The following is a 20,746-nucleotide window of genomic DNA, read 5'->3' on the forward strand; positions in this document are numbered from 1 at the left end:
CTAATCAGACAGCTCACACAAAGGGGCTAAAAAATGGTAAAGCTCGCGGGTGGACCAACATTTATCATTCCAGCGGCGAACAGGCACCAGCGGCATTAATGCGTTACAGACCACGACCTCATCGGCTTCGCGTAACGCCTCGGGGCGCATGGTGGCTTCGACAACGCGAAACGGCGATGGTGCCAGCTTAGCGAGAATGTACTGGCGCATAATACCGTTAACCCCCGCCTGATCGAGGCGCGGGGTAAAGACGTCGGATCCTTTACGCCAGAATACGTTCGCGGCACAGCATTCCGTAAGCCACCCGTCGCTGTCAAGGACCAGTGCCTCATCGGCGTCCGTCTGCTCAAGATGAGAACGAATCAGCACCTGCTCCAGCCGGTTAAGGTGCTTGAGTCCGGCGAGTGAAGGGTTCCGTCCAAGCCTGACAGGACTCAGCGACAGGGAAATCCCCTCCTCGCGCCAGCGCAGATAGTGGGCCGGCCAGGGCGACACGCTGAGAATTCTTGTGGGATTGACACAGCCCGCGGCGCTATAGCCGCGGCCGCCCGCTCCGCGGGTGATGATGACCTTCAGCACGCCATCCTGATGAGGCTGCGCCAGACGCGCCATCTCCTGCGCTAATAGCGCCCAGTCGCCATAGGGGATAAAGAGCTTTTCACAGGTCGTCTGCAGGCGATCCAGATGGGCTGAGAGCAGTTGAACCTGGCCTCTGAGGATGCGCGCAGTGGTAAAGCAGCCATCGCCAAACTGCACGCCGCGATCGTTCACCGCGAGCGTTTCGCTTTCAGCGCCATTGATTAAAAACATAAAAGACTCCTTATCGCTGGCCGGTTAGTTTCGCAGGAGGAGAGACATTGAACAAGCGGAGAAAACCGAATAAAAAAGGCCCGACAAGCGGGCCAATTTTCGATGGGCATTGACGTAAACTGGGATGTTACGTCAGGCGCGCATCACACCTTTTTAAAGATTAGCGAGCCGTTAGTGCCGCCGAAGCCGAAGGAGTTACACAGGGTATACTCCAGACCGCTTACCTGACGCGCTTCGTGCGGGACGAAGTCCAGATCGCAACCTTCATCCGGGTTATCCAGGTTGATGGTTGGCGGAACAGCGCCATCGCGCAGCGCGAGGATGGAGTAGATAGACTCTACTGCGCCCGCTGCACCGAGCAGGTGACCGGTCATTGACTTAGTCGAGCTCACCATTACGCGGCTGGCAGCGTCACCGAAGACAGATTTCACCGCCTGCGCTTCTGCTTTATCGCCTGCCGGCGTAGAGGTACCGTGGGCGTTGACGTAGCCAATCTGGCTAGCTTCAATACCCGCGTCGCGAATAGCGTTAACCATCGCCAGCGCTGCTCCAGCGCCATCTTCCGGCGGTGAAGTCATATGGTATGCATCGCTGCTCATACCAAAGCCGACGATTTCAGCATAGATTTTCGCACCGCGTTTCTTCGCGTGCTCGTACTCTTCCAGCACGACCATGCCGGCGCCGTCGCCCAGCACGAAACCATCACGCTCTTTATCCCACGGACGGCTTGCCGCCTGCGGGTTGTCATTACGGGTGGACAGCGCGCGCGCTGCGCCAAAGCCGCCTACGCCCAGCGGGGTACTGGCTTTTTCCGCACCACCGGCGACCATTGCATCAGCATCGCCATAGGCGATAACGCGCGCGGCGTGACCAATGTTGTGTACGCCAGAAGTGCATGCGGTTGCGATGGAAATGCTTGGTCCACGCAGACCAAACATGATGGTCAGATGCCCGGCCACCATGTTAACGATTGTGGAAGGAACAAAGAACGGGCTGATCTTACGCGGTCCGCCTTTTACCAGCGAACTGTGGTTTTCTTCGATCAGACCAAGCCCGCCAATACCGGAACCAATAGCGGCACCGATGCGGGTAGCATTCTCTTCCGTCACTTCAAGGCCAGAATCCTGCATGGCCTGAATGCCAGCGACAATTCCATATTGAATGAAGGCATCCATCTTGCGCTGCTCTTTGCGCGAGATGAAGTCATCACAGTTAAAATCCTTTACTAAGCCAGCAAATTTCGTTGCATAGGCGCTAGTATCGAAATGGTCGATCAGGCTGATGCCACTCTGACCGGCAAGGAGAGCTTTCCAGGTAGACTCTACGGTATTGCCGACAGGAGACAACATGCCCAGTCCGGTCACAACTACACGACGCTTAGACACGGTTGTCCTCCAGGGAGGGAAAATAGATTCTTGTGGGACAAAATTTAGATAAAACTCAGGCGGTCGAATGACCGCCTGGAGATGTTCACTTACGCCTGGTGGCCGTTGATGTAATCAATGGCAGCCTGAACAGTAGTGATTTTCTCAGCTTCTTCGTCCGGAATCTCAGTATCAAACTCTTCTTCCAGAGCCATTACCAGCTCAACGGTGTCAAGAGAATCAGCGCCCAGGTCTTCAACGAAGGAAGCATTGTTGGTAACTTCTTCCTGCTTAACGCCCAGCTGTTCGCCGATAATTTTCTTAACGCGTTCTTCGATAGTGCTCATACTCTTAAATTTCCTATCAAAACTCGCTTTCGCGATGGTTTTCGTAGTGTATAAAATGTTGAAAAATTTGCAACTAAATCCCGGCAGGTCTTACCACGATTTTACGCTATTTTGCGGCTGTTTGCCCTCATAACGCAAATCATTTTGTACAAAACATTACAGTGAACCGCACAGACTGCGCGGTTCCTGAGCGTTTTGCGCAAATCTCGGTCAGACCATATACATTCCGCCGTTGACGTGCAGAGTTTCACCGGTGATGTAACTCGCTTCGTCAGAGGCTAAAAATGCCACCGCACTGGCGATTTCATTTGGAGAGCCGAGGCGCCCCGCAGGAACTGCCGCCAGAGTACCCGCACGCTGCTCATCGGTCAGCGCACGCGTCATGTCCGTTTCAATAAAGCCCGGAGCAACAACGTTTACAGTAATACCGCGGGACGCAACTTCGCGAGCCAGTGATTTACTGAAGCCAATCAGACCCGCTTTCGCCGCAGCGTAGTTGGCCTGACCCGCATTTCCCATGGTACCAACCACAGAACCGATAGTGATAATACGTCCATGACGCTTTTTCATCATAGCGCGCATTACCGCTTTTGACAGACGGAAAACAGATGACAGGTTGGTTTCGATAATATCGTTCCACTCATCATCTTTCATGCGCATTAACAGGTTATCACGAGTGATCCCGGCATTGTTCACCAGGATATCAACTTCACCAAATTCTGCGCGAATATTTCCCAGAACAGATTCAATAGATGCAGGATCGGTCACATTCAGCAGCAAACCTTTACCATTAGCACCTAAATAATCGCTGATCGCCTGCGCGCCGCTTTCGCTGGTCGCCGTACCGATAACTTTCGCGCCGCGGGCAACAAGCGTTTCAGCGATTGCGCGGCCAATCCCGCGACTTGCACCGGTAACCAGCGCGATTTTTCCTTCAAAACTCATGGTTTTCCTCTTTTATTGCTCAAGCGCCGCAGACATGGCCGCCGGCTCGTTAAGCGCGGAAGCGGTCAGGGTGTCAACAATACGTTTAGTCAGGCCAGTGAGGACTTTACCTGGGCCAACTTCATACAAATGCTCTACGCCCTGTGAAGCCATAAACTCAACGGTTTTGGTCCACTGAACCGGGCTATACAGCTGGCGGATCAGGGCATCACGAATAGCTTCAGGCGCCGTTTCACTTTGCACGTCGACGTTATTCACAACCGGAATCGCCGGCGCGTTAAAGGTGATTTTCTGCAGCTCAACGGCCAGTTTTTCCGCCGCAGGCTTCATCAGCGCGCAGTGGGAAGGTACGCTGACCGGCAGCGGCAGCGCGCGTTTAGCGCCCGCAGCCTTACAGGCAGCACCAGCGCGCTCTACGGCCTCTTTGTTACCGGCAATAACAACCTGCCCTGGCGAGTTAAAGTTCACCGGAGAAACAACCTGACCTTCGGCAGACTCTTCGCAGGCTTTCGCAATCGCCGCGTCGTCAAGCCCGATGATCGCGGACATCGCGCCGGTACCTTCCGGTACCGCTTCCTGCATAAACTTGCCGCGCATCTCAACCAGGCGTACGGCATCGGCAAAATCGATAACACCTGCGCATACCAGCGCAGAATATTCGCCGAGGCTGTGGCCCGCCAGCAGAACGGGGGTTTTACCGCCCTGCTGCTGCCAGACGCGATACAACGCAACGGAAGCGGTCAACAACGCTGGCTGAGTCTGCCAGGTTTTATTCAATTCTTCCGCCGGGCCCTGCTGCGCAAGCGCCCACAGATCGTAACCCAACGCCGCAGAGGCTTCACGGAATGTCTCTTCAATTACCGGGTAAGCGGCCGCCATATCTGACAGCATCCCGACACTCTGAGAGCCCTGTCCCGGGAACACAAAAGCAAATTGCGTCATGTTTAAATCCTTATCCTAAAAACGAACCAGCGCGGAACCCCAGGTGAACCCACCACCAAAGGCTTCCAGCAGAATAAGCTGACCACGTTGAATGCGGCCATCGCGAACGGCTTCATCCAGCGCACAAGGGACGGAAGCCGCCGAAGTATTGCCGTGTCGGTCGAGCGTGACGACGACATTGTCCATCGACATTCCCAGCTTCTTCGCCGTGGCGCTGATAATGCGCAGGTTGGCCTGATGCGGCACCAGCCAGTCAAGCGCCGAACGCTCGAGATTATTCGCGGCTAAAGTCTCGTCCACGATATGCGCCAGTTCGGTCACCGCAACCTTAAAGACTTCATTACCCGCCATCGTCAGATAGATCGGGTTTTCCGGTTCAACGCGATCGGCGTTCGGCAGCGTCAGCAGTTCGCCGTAGCTCCCATCCGCATGCAGATGCGTGGAGATAATGCCCGGCTCTTCAGAAGCGCCCAGCACGACGGCGCCAGCGCCATCGCCAAAAATAATAATGGTTCCGCGATCGGCAGGATCGCAGGTGCGCGCCAGCACGTCAGCGCCAATCACCAGAGCGTAATCAACCGCGCCGTTTTTCACGTATTGATCGGCAACGCTGAGCGCGTAGGTGAAACCCGCGCAGGCCGCAGCGACGTCAAACGCCGGGCAGCCTTTGATACCCAGCATTGATTGAATCTGGCAAGCCGAGCTAGGAAAAGCATGGGTACCGGAGGTGGTCGCAACAATAATCAGACCAATTTGCTCCGGCTTGACGCCTGCCATATCCAGCGCATTCTTAGCGGCTTCAAGGCCCATCGTAGCAACTGTTTCATTCGGTGCGGCAATACGACGCTCGCGGATACCGGTACGAGTAACAATCCACTCGTCAGACGTATCAACCATATTTTCCAGTTCAGCGTTCGTACGCACGTGCTCAGGCAGATAGCTGCCGGTACCAATAATCTTCGTATACATGTACGCTCAGTCACTCTTGGGTAATATACCGGGTTAACTCAAACTGTGAGGCGTCAGTCGTTTCCGGTCATCCGGGTTTGAGGCCTGGAACTTCCGCTTCTGCCGCCTTCAGGCAATTCGAAACCTGCAGGGTATAAAGATTCCAGGCGAGCGGCAATTCGCTGAGGAACCTGCCGCTGCACAGCCTGCACTGCCTGCTCTATCGCGACGCAAAAAGCGCGCTGATTGGCAGCCCCATGACTTTTAATCACGGAACCGCGTAATCCTAACAGACAGGCACCATTATACTGGTCGGGGTTGAGGTGACTGAATCGCCTCGACAGGCTTTTTTGTAACCAACGCTTTAATAAAAGCAGCCACCACGACCTTTTTTTCCCCTCTCCCTGTGATTTCAACAGTGAAAGGAACATTCTGACAACACCTTCCATCGTTTTTAATGTGACGTTGCCCGTGAATCCATCACAAACTAAAACATCCGTTTTGCCCGTCAACAATTCGTTGGCTTCCAGATACCCAATATAGTTGAGGGTTGGCAGGGGTTTCAAAACCGCCGCCGCGTCACGAATGCTGCTGAGACCTTTCATCTCTTCTTCGCCGATATTCAGAAGCGCAACGCGGGGATTCTTAATACCGATAACTTCTTCGGCAAGAACCGCCCCCATGACGGCAAACTGCACCAGCATCGTGCTATCGCAATCGACGTTAGCGCCTAAATCCAGCACCACCGTTTTGCCCTTAAGCTGATGCGGTAACATGGTAACCAGCGCAGGGCGCTCAATTCCCTCAATAGGCTTGAGCAGCAGCTTCGCCAACCCCATCAGCGCTCCGGTGTTACCCGCGCTGACGCAGGCCTGGGCCCGTCCTTCTTTTACTAACTCGAGCGCAATGCGCATTGAGCTACCGCGACTGGCGCGAATGGCCTGCGCGGGTCTAGCATCACTGGCAATAACCGACTGCGCAGGGATAACCTGCAGACGTGAACGTTGTTCAAAATCAGCTTTGGCAAGTAATGGCGCGATAGCGTCGGGATCGCCGACTAAAAGAAGTGTGAGTTGTGAATTAGAGTTCAGTGCCTGCAATGCTGCAGGCACTGTCACGGAAGGGCCAAAATCCCCGCCCATGACATCTAACGCCAGGGTTAGACGTGTCAAGGTATCGTCGCTGCCCGGTTCGGTTATTCCCCAGTTACCCGGGGAAATCCTCACTAAGCTTCATCACGCTTTTACTCTTCGTCTTTCACGCTGCAAGTGCGTTGACTGCGCTCGTTCACACCTGTCACATAGTGAGCTATGCTCCCGGTGCTTCTCTCGCTTGCGTCTTCTTGCAACGCGAAATCCATGGAGTAATGCGTGATTACTTAGCGATAACCTTGCGACCGCGGTAAAAACCGTCGGCAGTGATGTGGTGACGCAGGTGTTTTTCACCAGAAGCTTTGTCTACAGACAGGCTGGTGACTGCGGTCAGCGCGTCATGGGAACGACGCATGCCACGTTTGGAACGGGTTGGTTTATTCTGTTGTACGGCCATGGACCTTACTCCTCAATTACTTATGCTTTAAGCTGGCTAATACGGCAAATGGATTTGGTTTTTGTGCCTCTTCAGGCAGTTCACCAAAGACCATGTCCGCGTCGGACACTTCACAGTGTTCAGAATCATGCACCGGAACTACGGGCAAGGCGAGGATGATTTCATCTTCAACCAGCGCCAGCAGATCGATTTCACCGAATTCGTTAACCTCAATCGGCTCATACGCTTCCGGCAGTGCCTCGGCCTGTTCGTCATTTCTGACGGGGCTGAAACAATACGTTGTGTGGACATGATGGGGGAACGGTTTCCCGCAACGCTGACATTCGAGGGTCACCGACACCGTCGCATCGCCGTTTAACACGGCAAGACGTTGGTTATCGATAGCGAACGACATGCTGCATTCCACATCGCTGTCCACGCTGACAACAGAATCAGCGACACGCACAGCCTGATCACGGGTATAGATACCTTGGTAATCTAAGCGTTTTTGAGCCGTGCGAACCGGATCGAGAGTCAGGGGTAATTTTACCTTTTGCATAGGGCGCGCATATTAACTTTGTAACGTCATAGAGTCAAAGAAAAAGGCAGCCTCAGGTTGCCTTTTGCCATTTATTCGCACACATTGCGGCGCATAGTTTAAAATGATGCTCTGCGAAGCGCTATATGTGGATGAAAAAATATGTCTGAACTAATCCTCGCGTCAACCTCGCCCTGGCGGCGAATGCTGCTGGAAAAACTGTCGGTGCCTTTTGAATGCGCGGCGCCGGAAGTTGATGAGACACCGCTGCCCGGCGAGCCCGCCCGCCAGCTGGTGCTGCGTCTGGCGCAGGCAAAGGCGCAGGCCCTTGCCGCGCGCTACCCACACCACCTCATTATAGGCTCCGATCAGGTTTGCGTCCTGGACGGTGAGATCACCGGTAAACCGCACACGGAAGAAAACGCCCATCGCCAGTTGAGAAAGGCCAGTGGCACCATCGTCACGTTCTATACCGGCCTGGCGCTGTACAATTCCGCCAACGGTCACCTGCAAACCGAATGCGAACCTTTTGACGTTCATTTCCGTCGTTTAAGCGATCAGGAAATTGAGAGCTATATCCGCAAGGAAAACCCGCTGCAGTGCGCCGGAAGTTTTAAAAGCGAAGGGTTGGGCATTACGCTGTTCGACCGCCTCGAGGGGCGCGATCCCAACGCGCTGGTCGGTTTGCCGCTCATTGCCCTCTGCCAGATGCTGCGCCGGGAGGAGTGTAACCCTCTGCTCACCTGACCGCGATTCCATGCGGCCTCTTTATGAGGCCGTCAGCCGCCTTTAAACAACGTTTTAGCCGCTGACCGGCGGCGCGGAATCCGTTTTACCCCAACTTAATTAATGCATCGCCTGTCACAGTTTATTTTTCCAGCGCCATTACAATCCAATTAAATAATGAAACGATGTTTTATTTTTAAATGGAGACATTATGCCTACCCGCGCTACGCTCTTGTCCCTCGCCCTGCTGGCCGCCGCCAGCGCCAATGCCAATGACTGGCAGCGCCAGGGCATCGTAGAGGACAATCTTCCCGCCTCTTGGCAGCAGCTGAAAGCGCAGATGACCTACCCGGACTCGTGGCTTTCTGGCAACTATCGTAATTTTAATCAATGGCGTCAGCAGGCTCGTACGCTGCTTCGGCAGTCTCTGCTGACCCCGGCGTCGACAATCCCCTACGCGCCGCAAACGCTCATGAGAGAAAACCGGGGAACCTATATCGCCGAGAAGCTGGCCTTCAACGTAACCGACGAAAACAGGATTGCCGCGCTGATGTTGACGCCAAAATCACCCGGCCCTCACCCGGCTATTGTCCTGTTACACGATCATGGCTCAAAGTTTGATATTGGTAAGGAGAAGCTGATCCGACCCTGGCGTGACGCCGCGCGGCTAGCCAGCGCTCAGGCGTGGGCGGATAAATTTTTCAACGGTCGGTTCATCGGTGATGAACTGGCGCAGCGTGGTTACGTCGTGATAGCCATCGATAGCCCAGGCTGGGGAGATCGAGGGCCTATGGTCTACGAGCAGCAGCAGGCCCTGGCCAGTAACTACTTTAACCTTGGGCGTTCGCTGGCAGGTGAAGTCGCCTATGAAGATCTGCGTACCGTTGATTTCCTCAGCACTTTAAAAACGGTTGATAGTCAACGCATTGGGGTACTGGGTTTCTCAATGGGCGGTTTCCGCGCCTGGCAACTGGCCGCCCTGTCTGACAAAGTGGCCGCGACTGCCGTTATCTCCTGGTTTGGTACCTGGCGCGGCCTGATGCAGCCGGGCAACAACGTCCTGCGCGGGCAATCGGCCTTTTATATGCTTCATCCAGGCTTATCCGGCCGTCTCGACATTCCCGATATTGCCAGCATCGCCGCGCCAAAACCGATGCTCATTTATAGCGGCGGCAAGGATAAGCTGTTCCCGGCAGAAGCCGTTAACGATGCCTTCGCAAAAATGCATAAAGTGTGGGAGTCGCAAAACGCGCAGGATAAGCTGGAAACGAAGACGTGGCCGGAACTGGGCCAAGTCTTTTATAAAGAACAGCAGGATGAGGTTTTCCCCTGGCTTGCCAGGTGGCTCAAGCCCTGAGCCTGGTGGCGGTTATTTGGCGCTACGCAAAACTTGCAGGCAGCGCTTAAGCTGATTATCCAGAGGCGCTTCAACACGCATTATCTCGCCGCTCCCCGGATGGGTAAACTTCAGCGCCGCCGCATGGAGAAACAGTCGGTTAAGGCCGGTGCCTGCCAGCTGCTTATCAAATTCACGGTCGCCGTAGCGATCGTCGAAAGCGATGGGATGGCCGGCATATTGCGTATGCACGCGGATTTGATGCGTACGACCGGTTACCGGGCTGCAGCGCACCAGGGTCGCATGGGTAAAACGCTCTTCGACTTTAAAACGCGTCTCAGAAGGTTTCCCCTCTTGGTTAACCCGCACAATACGCTCACCGCTCTGCAGAATATTTTTCAGCAGCGGGGCCTGCACCACTTTAGTATGCGATTGCCACTGCCCGCGCACCAGCGCCAGATAATCCTTCTGCATGCCTTTGTCGCGCAGCTGCTCATGCAGGGAACGCAGCGCTGAACGCTTTTTGGCGACCAGCAGAACGCCAGAGGTGTCGCGATCCAGGCGATGCACCAGCTCCAGGAAACGCGCTTCCGGGCGCAGCGCGCGCAAACCTTCGATCACGCCAAAGCTCAGCCCGCTACCGCCATGGACCGCAGTGCCTGAAGGCTTGTTAAGCACCAGAATATGATCGTCTTCATATAAAATCACATCGGCCAGCGCGGCCACTTTTTGCAGGTGCGGAGAGACCGCCTCTTCTTCTTTCTCAGATACGCGGACCGGCGGGATGCGCACTTCATCGCTGGCTTCCAGCTTATATTCCGGCTTCACGCGCTTTTTGTTAACCCGCACCTCGCCTTTACGCAAGATGCGATAAATCATGCTCTTCGGTACGCCCTTCAGTTGCGTACGCAAAAAGTTGTCGATACGTTGCCCGGCTTCATCATCAGCAATGGCAACCATTTTTACGCTTGGGATCTCAGTTTTCATGGTGCGCGATTTTAAATAGCCCGACGCATTAGCGCCACTCATTTTTATATGCTTATATTTATCATCATCCGGATTTCACCGTATGCTTCATCATCGTTTTGTTTGTTATTAGAACAATCTGTATACGCAGGTGAAAAAACTGTGAGTAACCGGGTGATAAAAGGTGAAAGTCAACTTGCTATAACAAGCTTAGCAATGGAATAATGATGCAGTATTCCGTGCTGAAACTTGTTAGAACAAGAAATTAGCGGAATGACCAATTTTGTCTGACCGATCATCAACGCAGCAATGGCGTAAGACGTATTGATCTTTCAGACAGTTAGCGGGCTGCGGGTTGCAGTCCTTACCGGTACAGGCTCTATGGATTTCACGTCGCAGGAAGGCGTTCACACTGGGATATCCCGGCGCTCATCTGGATCCAATGATTAAGATGAGCAGGTTAAGCCGCCACGCCGGCTACGTGAAAAACGATGGGTATAAATGGAATCTTCTCTGGTGATACATCCCAGGCAGTTCCCCTGATAATTGCGCTGTGTTTCCGTTTGAAATACAGGCGACCGACACTCTGCGCCTCTTAAGCGCGCGACAACCGTGAGGTTGGCGACGTGAAACAGACACGAGGCCATCGGTTTCCCCCGGTAAGGCGTTACTCTGCCCGTAGCTTAGTCGTCAATGTAAGAATAATGAGTAAGTTACGATGAAAAGAATGTTAATCAACGCAACTCAGCAGGAAGAGTTGCGCGTCGCCCTTGTTGATGGGCAGCGCCTGTACGACCTGGATATCGAAAGCCCCGGGCACGAACAGAAAAAAGCGAACATCTACAAAGGCAAAATCACTCGTATAGAACCTAGCCTCGAAGCCGCGTTTGTTGATTATGGTGCCGAGCGTCATGGTTTCCTCCCTCTTAAAGAAATCGCCCGCGAATACTTCCCTGCCAACTACAATTCTCATGGTCGTCCGAACATCAAGGACGTGCTGCGTGAAGGTCAGGAAGTTATTGTCCAGATTGATAAAGAAGAGCGTGGCAATAAAGGCGCCGCGCTGACGACCTTTATTAGCCTGGCGGGCAGCTATCTGGTGCTGATGCCAAATAACCCACGCGCTGGCGGTATTTCACGCCGCATTGAGGGTGACGATCGCACCGAACTTAAAGAAGCGCTGGCCAGCCTTGAGCTACCGGACGGCATGGGACTTATCGTTCGCACCGCAGGCGTCGGCAAGTCCGCCGAAGCGCTGCAGTGGGACTTAAGCTTCCGCCTGAAGCACTGGGAAGCCATCCAGAAAGCCGCAGAAAATCGCCCAGCTCCATTCCTGATCCATCAGGAAAGCAACGTGATTGTGCGCGCTTTCCGCGACTATCTGCGCCAGGATATCGGCGAAATTCTGATTGATAACCCGAAAGTGCTTGAGCTGGCTCGCCAGCACATCGCGGCGCTGGGTCGTCCGGATTTCAGCAGCAAAATTAAACTGTACACTGGGGAAATCCCGCTGTTCAGCCACTATCAGATCGAATCGCAGATTGAATCCGCTTTCCAGCGTGAAGTGCGTCTGCCTTCCGGTGGTTCTATCGTTATCGACAGTACCGAAGCGCTGACCGCTATTGATATCAACTCCGCACGCGCCACCCGCGGCGGCGATATCGAAGAAACAGCGTTTAACACCAACCTTGAAGCGGCAGATGAAATCGCTCGTCAGCTGCGTCTGCGCGACCTTGGCGGCCTGATCGTTATCGACTTCATTGATATGACCCCGGTTCGCCATCAACGTGCGGTGGAAAACCGCCTGCGCGAAGCTGTCCGTCAGGACCGAGCGCGGATCCAGATCAGCCATATTTCACGCTTTGGACTGCTGGAGATGTCGCGCCAGCGCCTCAGCCCATCGCTCGGCGAGTCCAGCCATCACGTCTGCCCGCGCTGTAGCGGAACGGGTACCGTGCGCGATAACGAATCGCTGTCGCTTTCCATTCTGCGTTTGATCGAAGAAGAAGCGCTGAAAGAGAACACCAAAGAAGTTCACGCTATCGTGCCGGTGCCGATTGCTTCTTACCTGCTGAACGAAAAACGTGCTGCGGTAAGCGCGATTGAAACCCGTCAGGCCGATGTGCGCGTCATTATCGTGCCAAACGACCAGATGGAAACGCCGCACTACTCCGTTCTGCGCGTGCGTAAAGGCGAAGAAACCTCCACGCTGAGCTATCTGCTGCCGAAACTGCACGAAGAAGAGATGGCCATGCCTTCTGATGAAGAGCCGGCTGAGCGTAAACTCCCGGAACAACCAGCGCTGGCCGCTTTTGTCATGCCAGAAGCCCCTCCGGCTCCGGCACAGGAAGAGCCGGCCAGGGCAGCGGCTACCGTTACGCCTGCCGCATCCGCACCGAAGGCCGCAAAACCGGCCCAGCCGGGTCTGGTTGCCCGCTTCTTCAGCGCGCTGAAAAATATGTTCTCCGGTGCGGAAGAGACTAAACCGGCAGAAGTTCAGGTTGAGAAAAAAGCGGAAGAGAAATCCGAACGTCAGCAGGAGCGTCGTAAACCGCGTTCTAACAACCGCCGCGATCGCAATGACCGTCGTGACAACCGGGATAATCGCGATAGCCGCGATAATCGTGCCGAGAATAGCGAAGGCCGGGAATCTCGCGAAGAAAACCGCCGTAACCGTCGTGAGAAGCAGCAGAACGCCGAGCCGCGCGAAATTCGCCAGACCACGGTAGAAGATAGCGAAAAAGGCAAAGCTCGCGACGAGCAGCAGCCGCGTCGCGAACGTAATCGTCGTCGTAACGATGATAAACGTCAGGTTCAGCAGGAAGCCAAAACGCAAACCCGCGAAGAGCCAATCGTACAGGATAGCGAGCAGGAAGAACGCGTGCAGACTATGCCGCGTCGTAAACCGCGCCAGCTGGCGCAGAAGGTTCGTTTCGAATCTGCTGCCGCTGAGCAGGTTGTCGAGCCGGTAGCCGCAGCGCAGGTAACAGAAGCGCCTGTTGTCCAGCCGGAAAACGCTGCTCCACGTACTGAACTGGCAAAAGTCGATCTGCCGGCGGTTGTTGAGACAGCTGCGGAACATGACGACAACGGTGAAGCTCGCGAATCTAACGGCATGCCGCGCCGTTCGCGCCGCTCGCCTCGTCACCTGCGCGTAAGCGGCCAGCGCCGTCGTCGTTACCGTGATGAGCGTTATCCGACACAATCCCCGATGCCGCTGACCGTTGCCTGCGCATCACCGGAAATGGCGTCTGGTAAAGTGTGGATCCGCTATCCGGTGGTTCGCCCGCAGGACCAGCAGCAGGAAGACGCTCCGGTTCAGGAGTTCTCCGTCGCTGCGGCTGAGCCGATCATCACGCCAGCGGCTGCCGCCGAGCCGGTTGTTTCTGAAGTGATTGCGCCGGCAGCAGCCGAAGATAACGCAGCCATCTCCGAACCTGTGGCGGTGATTAACGAACCGGAAGTTTCGGTCGTTGAAACTACCCATCCGGAAGTTATCGCCACCCCGGTTGATGAACAGCCGCAGCTGATTGCGAAAGCCGATGAAGCCGTAGTTGAAGACGTTGTCGCAGAAGCCGTCGAAGTTGATGCGAAAGACGCCGTCGAGCCGGAAGCAACGGCCCCTGTGTCTGAACCAGTTGTAGCCGAAGAAGCGCCTGAGGTTGTTGAAGAAACGCCTGAGGTTGTTGAAGAAGCGCCTGTCGTTTCTGCGCCAGCGCCAGTAGCGGAGCCGGTGGTTGAGACTAAGCCAGCAGTCGAAGCCGCGCCGGTTGTTAAGGTCGCCAATCGTCACGCGACGGCGCCGATGACGCGTGCGCCTGCACCGGACTACGTGCCTGAAGCGCCGCGTCAAAGCGATTGGGTTCGCCCGAACTTTGATTTTGACGGTAAAGGCTCTGCTGGCGGCCATAGCGCCACGCATAAAGCCACAGCCGGACCTACCCGTCCGCAGTCCGTAGAGTAACCTCTACAAGACCGGCCCTGGTGGCCGGTCTTTTTTATTCCCCTTCCGGCCGCTGCATCCCCGCCACCTGAGGCATAACCTCGCGCATCAGATCGAGAAACTTACGCAACCGCGTCGGATAGTAGCGCGCCCAGGGATAGACGAGGTGTACCGGCAACGGCGATGCTTGCCACTGCGGGAACAGCTCTACCAGCCGCCCGGCGGCGATATCTTCCACGACCGCCCAGCTCGACACGATCGCCGCGCCTAGCCCCGCCAGCGCGGTATTACGAGCAACATGCACGCTATCGGTACTCAGGCACGGCGCGATACCGAAGGTGACAATTTGCTCATCCATCTGAGACCGCAGCGTCACCTCATGCTGATAGAACGTGCTGATGGCTATCCACGGTAGCATCGACATCTCCTGCGGCGCGTTTAACGGCGGCGAGTTCGCCAGCAGCGCCGGCGAAGCGACTACGCTACGCGGAACCTCGGCCAGCAATACCGATACCGTAGCCGGATCCACCTCCGCTCCCACGCGAATCGCGCAGTCGATACCATCGCTCAGGAAATCAACCGTCTTATCGTTCAACATCCATTCCACCGACAATTGGGGATAGCGCTGCAAAAAATCCACCAGCGGCCCCAGCAGCTGCTGCTGACCGAACGCATGCGGCGCCCGCACTCGTAATATTCCCACGGGCCGATCATCGGTAATCCGCAGGTCGTCCTCGAGTGCCAGCCAGGCATCGACGACCTGTCGGGCGTGCTGATAGCAGCGTTCACCATCATCGGTCAGCTTCATCGCGTGGGTGGTACGCAGAATCAGCTTTGCGCCAAGCAGCGCCTCCAGTGACTGAAGCCGTCTGCTTACCGTCGCCTGGGTCGTATTCATCTGTGCCGCCGCAGCGGAGAGAGAACCGGCCTCGACAATACGAATAAACGTACGCATCAGTTCGATCCGATCTATACGCTCTTGCTTCTTCATTTTTATTTTGCCTATACGTTTAACGTATAACCGTTTTACCACCGGGCTATCTACCGCGCCAGCGCGATTAGGGGAAAAATAGCGCCATCGCTTCTAAGAGGAATCCATCATGACACCAGTTCCACTCACCTCCCGCGCCGCCGGGTGGGTTATTTTCATCCTTGCGCTGGGCGCGGGCTTCAGCGTCGCCTCAATCTATTACGCGCAACCACTGTTACCCCTGATGGGAGCTAACCTGCATTTGAGCGTTGAGGGTATGGGCCTGGTTCCGACTTTGACCCAGGCCGGCTACGCACTGGGCATACTGTTTCTTCTCCCGCTTGGTGACCGTCACAACCGCAGGAAATTGATCCTGATGAAAAGCGCCGCGCTGGCCGTCCTTCTGCTGCTTTGCAGCCTCACCGGTCAGCTGACCTCCCTGCTGATTGTCAGCCTGCTTATCGGTATGGCCGCGACCATGGCCCAGGATATTGTACCGGCAGCCGCGATTCTGGCTCCCGCGGGTAAGCAAGGGAAAATGGTAGGGACGGTGATGACCGGACTGCTGCTGGGGATCCTGCTGTCGCGTACCGTCAGCGGACTGGTGGGCGCCCTCTTCGGCTGGAGGGTGATGTATCAGGCGGCGGCGGTCAGCATCGCGCTGATTGGGCTGGTGATGTGGCGCGTCCTGCCGCGCTTTGAGATTCACTCAACCCTGAGCTATCCGCAGCTGATGAAATCGATGGCCCATCTGTGGAAACGCTATCCGGCCCTGCGTCGCGCCGCATTCGCTCAGGGATTCCTCTCTATCGCCTTCAGCGCCTTCTGGTCAACGCTCGCGGTCATGCTACTGGCGCACTACCAGATGGGCAGCGCGGTAGCCGGCGGTTTTGGTATCGCAGGTGCCGCCGGGGCGCTCGCCGCGCCGCTGGCCGGTGGCCTGGCCGATAAGTTCGGCGCGGAAAAAGTCACGCAAATGGGGGCCGCGCTGGTTACCGTTTCGTTTGCCCTGATGTTTCTGCTGCCTGCACTACCGCCGCATGGCCAGCTGATCCTGATTGCCATTTCGGCCGTCGGTTTCGACCTTGGACTGCAATCCAGCCTCGTGGCTCACCAGAATCTGGTGTACGGTCTGGAACCTCAGGCGCGCGGTCGACTCAATGCGCTGCTGTTCACCGGCGTCTTTATTGGCATGTCGCTGGGTTCAGTACTGGGAAGCAAACTGTATGTGATGGCCGGCTGGAGCGGTGTGGTGACGCTGGCCGTCATTACCGGCGCAATTGCCCTTGGGATCCGCCTACTGGAAAGCGCCAGGGTCGTATCCGCGCAGCGAACCCTCAGATAAAAAAAGCCGCTCTGCAGAAACTGCAGAGCGGCTTTTACTGCGTTCAGTCAGTTCAGGCCGTACGGCGAGCAAACTCTTTCACGCGAAATCCCAGCAGCAGCAGCGTCGCGAAATAGGCGATAACGCCCGCGATTACGACCACCATTAAACGCAGCAGACGGAACGGCATCGTCCCCTGCGACCACTCTGGCATCAGGTACATCACGCCCAGCAGCGCCGCTGACATGATAATCACCGCAATAACCAGGCGCAGCAGAAACAGGAACCAACCCGGCTGAGGCGTAAAAATTTTCTGTTTCCGCAGCTGCCAGTAGAGCAGCGCGGCGTTAAGACAGGCCGCCAGGCCAATCGACAACGACAGGCCAGCATGCTTCAGGGGGCCAATAAAGGCGAGGTTCATCACCTGCGTCATGAGCAGCGTGACGATAGCAATTTTCACCGGCGTTTTAATGTCCTGGCGCGAATAGAATCCGGGAGCCAGCACTTTCACCACAATAAGCCCCATCAGCCCGACAGAATACGCCACCAGCGCACGCTGGGTCATCGCGGCATCAAAAGCGGTAAATTTCCCGTACTGGAATAGCGCGACCGTCAGCGGCTTGGCCAGGATCCCTAACGCCACCGCGCTCGGTAGCGCAAGCAGGAAGCACAGGCGCAATCCCCAGTCCATCAAACGGCAGTATTCATCGTGATTGCCGCTGGCGAAGCTTTTTGACAGCGACGGCAGCAGAATGGTCCCCAGCGCCACGCCCAGCACGCCGGACGGAAACTCCATCAGACGATCGGCGTAGTACATCCACGACACGGAGCCGGATACGAGGAATGAGGCAAAGATCGTGTTAATAATCAGTGATATCTGGCTGACTGAGACGCCGAGGATCGCCGGCCCCATCTGTTTCACCACCCGCACCGCGCCAGCATCTTTAAGGTTGACCCGCGGCAGCACCAGCATGCCGATTTTTTTCAGATGCGGCAGCTGCCAGGCAAGCTGCAAAATACCGCCAACCGTTACCGCCCACGCCATTGCCAGCATCGGCGGATTAAAATAGGGGGCCGCAAACAGCGCAAAGCCAATCATGCTGACGTTAAGGAAGGTTGGGGCAAAAGCGGGAACCGAAAAGCGGTTCCAGGTATTCAGGATAGCGCCAACCAGTGACGCCAGGGAGATCAGCAGAATATAGGGAAAAGTGATGCGCAAGAGCTGAGTGGTCAGGGCGAACTTTTCGGGCGTATCGGCAAACCCCGGCGCGGTGACGGTAATCACCCACGGCGCCGCCAGCATACCGGCGACGGTGACCAGCGCCAGAACCAGCGTCAGCAATCCCGATACATAGGCGACGAAAACGCGGGTCGCATCCTCGCCCTGTTTGCTTTTATATTCAGCAAGAATCGGCACAAAAGCCTGAGAAAATGCGCCCTCAGCAAAAATACGTCGTAAAAGGTTCGGGAGTTTGAAAGCAACGAAGAAGGCGTCGGTGGCCATCCCCGCGCCAAAAATACGTGCGACAATCGCATCGCGCGCAAAGCCCAGCACGCGCGAAAACATGGTCATCGAACTGACGGCCGCCAGTGATTTTAAAAGATTCATTAACGTGTTATTCCACAACCCTGGAGTAAAACGCCCGCAAATGCGGGCGCGGGAAAGTGGCGATAGTCTACCGGGTTCATACTGAATTACTACTGCCAGTTGTTACAACGGATTATTCGCTCATCGCTTCGCGCCAGAGCTTATCCACCACCCGCTGAGCCAGCAGCGCCTGCTCCCCGGACGTTTCAGGAACCGTCTGATTTTGCACGCATTCGATAAAATGCCGCGCGCAGCCGGTGAAGCCTCGCTGCTCAAGTGTTGTCTGCCAGCCGGGAATTGGGCGCTGTATCACTCCGCGTCCCCGCTCCTCCTGCCACTCCCGCATATCGCGGACTTCATATAATCCGCCGTCGGTTACCGCCTGAACCCACTCCCGCTGGCTTCCGGCGCGGCGGTGCATACTGGTTGTGATCTGTATCATCCCGGACGTGAAATGATGCTCGGCATACAGCATCTCGCCTTGAGCCGTGGTATGCAGCGCTCCGCCGCTTAAACGCGCCTTATCGCCCGCCAGCCATAAGGCCGTATCAACCACGTGCAGATAGTCATCCAGCAGCGTGAAGCGCAGATCGTGGCCGACGCTGTCGCTGCGATGTTTGTCCATCCGCAGCGACGCTGCGTTTCCGAGCTGCGCCTTCAGCTCGCGATAGAGCGGAGCAAAACGGCGATTAAACCCGACCATGAGCGTGAGATGACGGCGGGCGGCCAGCTCAACCAGTGTCTCCGCATCGCTAAGCTTATCCGCAAGCGGTTTATCAACGCAGACATGAACGCCGGCATTGAGCAACCGACAAACCACTTCATAATGTGAAGCCGTGGAAGTATGCACGAACACGGCGTCACACTGAGCCGCCAGCTGTTCCAGAGAATCCGCATAGGGGATCCGCCAGGTTTCGCAGATACGCTGCGCTTTCTCTTTGCCCGGCGACCACGCTGCCTGTAGCGTCCAGCCATCGGCGGCCCCCAGCACCGGTAGCCACGCCTTTTGCGCAATACCGCCCAGGCCAACCACTCCTATACGTAGTTTTGCCGACATGCTTAATCTCCCAAGTGAGCCAGCAGTGAATCCAGTCGCGCTTTCAGCTCGGCGACTTCCGCTTCCAGCGCCTCTACGCGCATCTGCAGATCGTCGCCAGCGGGCGACACGGCCTCAACGACGGTAATCAGTGAATCCATATCATCGCAAAACAGATGCATATAGCGGCTTTCACGCTTGCCGGGCTCCCGCGGCAGACGCGCGACATAGGGGCCATCTTCCCGCGTCGCCAGATTTTCGAGGACGCTTTCAACCTCCGCCATATCGCTGAATTCATGCATCCGCTGCGCGCGACCGCGAAGTTCACCAGGCGTCTGCGCCCCGCGCAGCAGCAAGGTGGTAATAATAGCGACTTCCGCCGGGGATAATTTCAGATCGCCAAATTCAGAGTTGCAGAAACGCTGCTCATATTTGGTCACCCGATTGCCGAAACCGCTGACCGTTCGCAAATAATGGCGCTTCACTAAGGTATCGAGCAGATCCTGGACATCGCTTTCGCTGAGCGACATCACCGGTTCACGGTTCGTTTTTTGGTTACAGGCGGTGACCACCGCGTTGACCGATAGAGGGTACTGCTCCGGCGTGGTGACCTGCTTTTCCAGCAGGCAGCCAATGACCCGCGCTTCATGCAAGGTTAACTGATATTTCATGATGTCTCCTTAGCGACCCGGGGTCCAGTCCGGTGTCGTCAACGCCGTCAGTACGTGATCGCGCCACTGCCCATCAATAAGCAGGTAATCTTTGGCGTAACCCTCTTTTTCAAAGCCCAGACGCGCCAGCAAATCGCCGCTGCGCTGATTATGCGGCATGTAGTTTGCCATTATGCGATGGATATGCTGCGTGCGCTGCATATAGCGAATCGCCGAGGTCAGCGCTTCATACATTAGCCCTTGCCCCTGCCATTTCTCACCGATGGAGTAGCCGAGGTAGCAGGCATGAAACGAACCGCGCACCACGTTCGAAAAATTCGCCACGCCGATGATCTCTTTTTCCTCCGGGTCAAGCAGGGCAAAATAGAACGCCGAGCCCTGCTTATGGAACTCAGAAATCATCGATAAACGCGCCTGCCAGCCGGAAGGATAACAGTGGCTGTCGTCGCGCACCGGCTCCCAGGGTTTTAAGAACCCTTTATTTTCCGCGTAATAATCGGCCAGACGCCAGGCGTCACGATCGTGCACCAGCCGTACCACCAGCCGGTCCGTCGTCAAACGCACCTTCGGTACGTTACTGCGATAGCCAAACATTCCCCTCTCCTGTTCCCCAGACGCAATACTTGCTGACTTTACTATACCTGTCCTGCGCGGTTGAGTGAAAACAGCAACATACCATTTTCTGCACCACCTCTGCTTTTCGATGAATAGGCTCTATCGTTCTTGCATTTTGATAAAAAAATATTGTCGCAAGTTAGCTGGGAA

At 55.8% G+C, this 20,746-nt stretch carries 19 protein-coding genes; 4 read left to right on the top strand and 15 right to left on the bottom strand.

Annotated features, from left to right (window positions below; genetic code table 11):
- The 9 genes from pabC to yceD form a co-directional block, all read right to left on the bottom strand.
- On the bottom strand, positions 1-810 hold the full coding sequence (gene pabC, locus K7H21_RS16920; RefSeq protein ID WP_004131404.1) for an aminodeoxychorismate lyase: 810 nt from the start codon (positions 808-810) through the stop codon (positions 1-3).
- Positions 811-953: 143 nt separating this feature from the next.
- Positions 954-2,195 carry a beta-ketoacyl-ACP synthase II gene (gene fabF, locus K7H21_RS16925; protein WP_004131402.1) on the bottom strand — a complete coding sequence of 414 codons (1,242 nt, stop codon included), beginning with the start codon at positions 2,193-2,195 and terminating at the stop codon, positions 954-956.
- An 89-nt stretch (positions 2,196-2,284) separates the two neighbouring features.
- Complete coding sequence (gene acpP, locus K7H21_RS16930) at positions 2,285-2,521, bottom strand: acyl carrier protein (protein ID WP_000103754.1); 237 nt, start codon at positions 2,519-2,521, stop codon at positions 2,285-2,287.
- Positions 2,522-2,731: 210 nt separating this feature from the next.
- On the bottom strand, positions 2,732-3,466 hold the full coding sequence (gene fabG, locus K7H21_RS16935; protein WP_004131399.1) for a 3-oxoacyl-ACP reductase FabG: 735 nt from the start codon (positions 3,464-3,466) through the stop codon (positions 2,732-2,734).
- 12 nt (positions 3,467-3,478) lie between these two features.
- The gene (gene fabD / locus K7H21_RS16940; protein ID WP_049112598.1) at positions 3,479-4,408 is read right to left on the bottom strand and encodes an ACP S-malonyltransferase; all 930 of its coding nucleotides are present in this window, start codon (positions 4,406-4,408) and stop codon (positions 3,479-3,481) included.
- Positions 4,409-4,423: 15 nt separating this feature from the next.
- The gene (locus K7H21_RS16945) at positions 4,424-5,377 is read right to left on the bottom strand and encodes a beta-ketoacyl-ACP synthase III (RefSeq protein WP_004131395.1); all 954 of its coding nucleotides are present in this window, start codon (positions 5,375-5,377) and stop codon (positions 4,424-4,426) included.
- Positions 5,378-5,430: 53 nt separating this feature from the next.
- Complete coding sequence (gene plsX, locus K7H21_RS16950; RefSeq protein ID WP_223035240.1) at positions 5,431-6,528, bottom strand: phosphate acyltransferase PlsX; 1,098 nt, start codon at positions 6,526-6,528, stop codon at positions 5,431-5,433.
- A gap of 202 nt (positions 6,529-6,730) precedes the next feature.
- Positions 6,731-6,904, bottom strand: coding sequence for a 50S ribosomal protein L32 (gene rpmF, locus K7H21_RS16955; protein ID WP_004101077.1), 174 nt, complete (start codon positions 6,902-6,904; stop codon positions 6,731-6,733).
- A 16-nt stretch (positions 6,905-6,920) separates the two neighbouring features.
- Positions 6,921-7,442 carry a 23S rRNA accumulation protein YceD gene (gene yceD / locus K7H21_RS16960; RefSeq protein WP_004131393.1) on the bottom strand — a complete coding sequence of 174 codons (522 nt, stop codon included), beginning with the start codon at positions 7,440-7,442 and terminating at the stop codon, positions 6,921-6,923.
- A gap of 141 nt (positions 7,443-7,583) precedes the next feature.
- Between yceD and K7H21_RS16965 the strand changes: the two genes are divergently transcribed.
- Both K7H21_RS16965 and K7H21_RS16970 read left to right on the top strand, forming a co-directional pair.
- Positions 7,584-8,168, top strand: coding sequence for a Maf family protein (locus K7H21_RS16965; RefSeq protein ID WP_004131392.1), 585 nt, complete (start codon positions 7,584-7,586; stop codon positions 8,166-8,168).
- A 190-nt stretch (positions 8,169-8,358) separates the two neighbouring features.
- Entirely contained in the window at positions 8,359-9,504 is a 1,146-nt protein-coding gene (locus tag K7H21_RS16970; protein WP_223035241.1) for a dienelactone hydrolase family protein, read from the top strand.
- Between the two features lie 12 nt (positions 9,505-9,516).
- On the opposite strand, the gene rluC is transcribed toward K7H21_RS16970, so the two are convergent.
- Positions 9,517-10,470, bottom strand: coding sequence for a 23S rRNA pseudouridine(955/2504/2580) synthase RluC (gene rluC / locus K7H21_RS16975; protein ID WP_223035902.1), 954 nt, complete (start codon positions 10,468-10,470; stop codon positions 9,517-9,519).
- 697 nt (positions 10,471-11,167) lie between these two features.
- Between rluC and rne the strand changes: the two genes are divergently transcribed.
- Positions 11,168-14,413 carry a ribonuclease E gene (rne, locus tag K7H21_RS16980; protein ID WP_172879555.1) on the top strand — a complete coding sequence of 1,082 codons (3,246 nt, stop codon included), beginning with the start codon at positions 11,168-11,170 and terminating at the stop codon, positions 14,411-14,413.
- A gap of 34 nt (positions 14,414-14,447) precedes the next feature.
- On the opposite strand, the gene K7H21_RS16985 is transcribed toward rne, so the two are convergent.
- Positions 14,448-15,383, bottom strand: coding sequence for a LysR family transcriptional regulator (locus K7H21_RS16985; RefSeq protein ID WP_112166324.1), 936 nt, complete (start codon positions 15,381-15,383; stop codon positions 14,448-14,450).
- Between the two features lie 109 nt (positions 15,384-15,492).
- On the opposite strand from K7H21_RS16985, the gene K7H21_RS16990 reads away from it, so the two are divergent.
- Positions 15,493-16,707: an MFS transporter gene (locus tag K7H21_RS16990; RefSeq protein WP_223035242.1), complete on the top strand. Its 1,215-nt coding sequence runs from the start codon at positions 15,493-15,495 to the stop codon at positions 16,705-16,707.
- A 52-nt stretch (positions 16,708-16,759) separates the two neighbouring features.
- Here the strand turns inward: K7H21_RS16990 and murJ are convergent, their stop codons facing one another.
- The 4 genes from murJ to rimJ all read right to left on the bottom strand — a co-directional run bounded on the left by murJ (position 16,760) and on the right by rimJ (position 20,575).
- The gene (gene murJ, locus K7H21_RS16995; RefSeq protein ID WP_004131383.1) at positions 16,760-18,295 is read right to left on the bottom strand and encodes a murein biosynthesis integral membrane protein MurJ; all 1,536 of its coding nucleotides are present in this window, start codon (positions 18,293-18,295) and stop codon (positions 16,760-16,762) included.
- Between the two features lie 112 nt (positions 18,296-18,407).
- Entirely contained in the window at positions 18,408-19,331 is a 924-nt protein-coding gene (locus K7H21_RS17000; protein ID WP_004131382.1) for a Gfo/Idh/MocA family protein, read from the bottom strand.
- A 2-nt stretch (positions 19,332-19,333) separates the two neighbouring features.
- A complete protein-coding gene (locus K7H21_RS17005) occupies positions 19,334-19,981 on the bottom strand; it encodes a YceH family protein (protein ID WP_004131380.1) in 648 nt (215 codons plus the stop codon).
- A 9-nt stretch (positions 19,982-19,990) separates the two neighbouring features.
- Positions 19,991-20,575 (bottom strand): ribosomal protein S5-alanine N-acetyltransferase, encoded by a 585-nt coding sequence (rimJ, locus tag K7H21_RS17010; RefSeq protein WP_004131378.1) that lies wholly within the window; start codon positions 20,573-20,575, stop codon positions 19,991-19,993.
- Positions 20,576-20,746: the final 171 nt, after the last annotated feature.

It is taken from the genome of Klebsiella sp. CTHL.F3a, assembly GCF_019890895.1.
In the GTDB taxonomy this organism is placed as follows: Bacteria; Pseudomonadota; Gammaproteobacteria; order Enterobacterales; family Enterobacteriaceae; genus Klebsiella; species Klebsiella grimontii.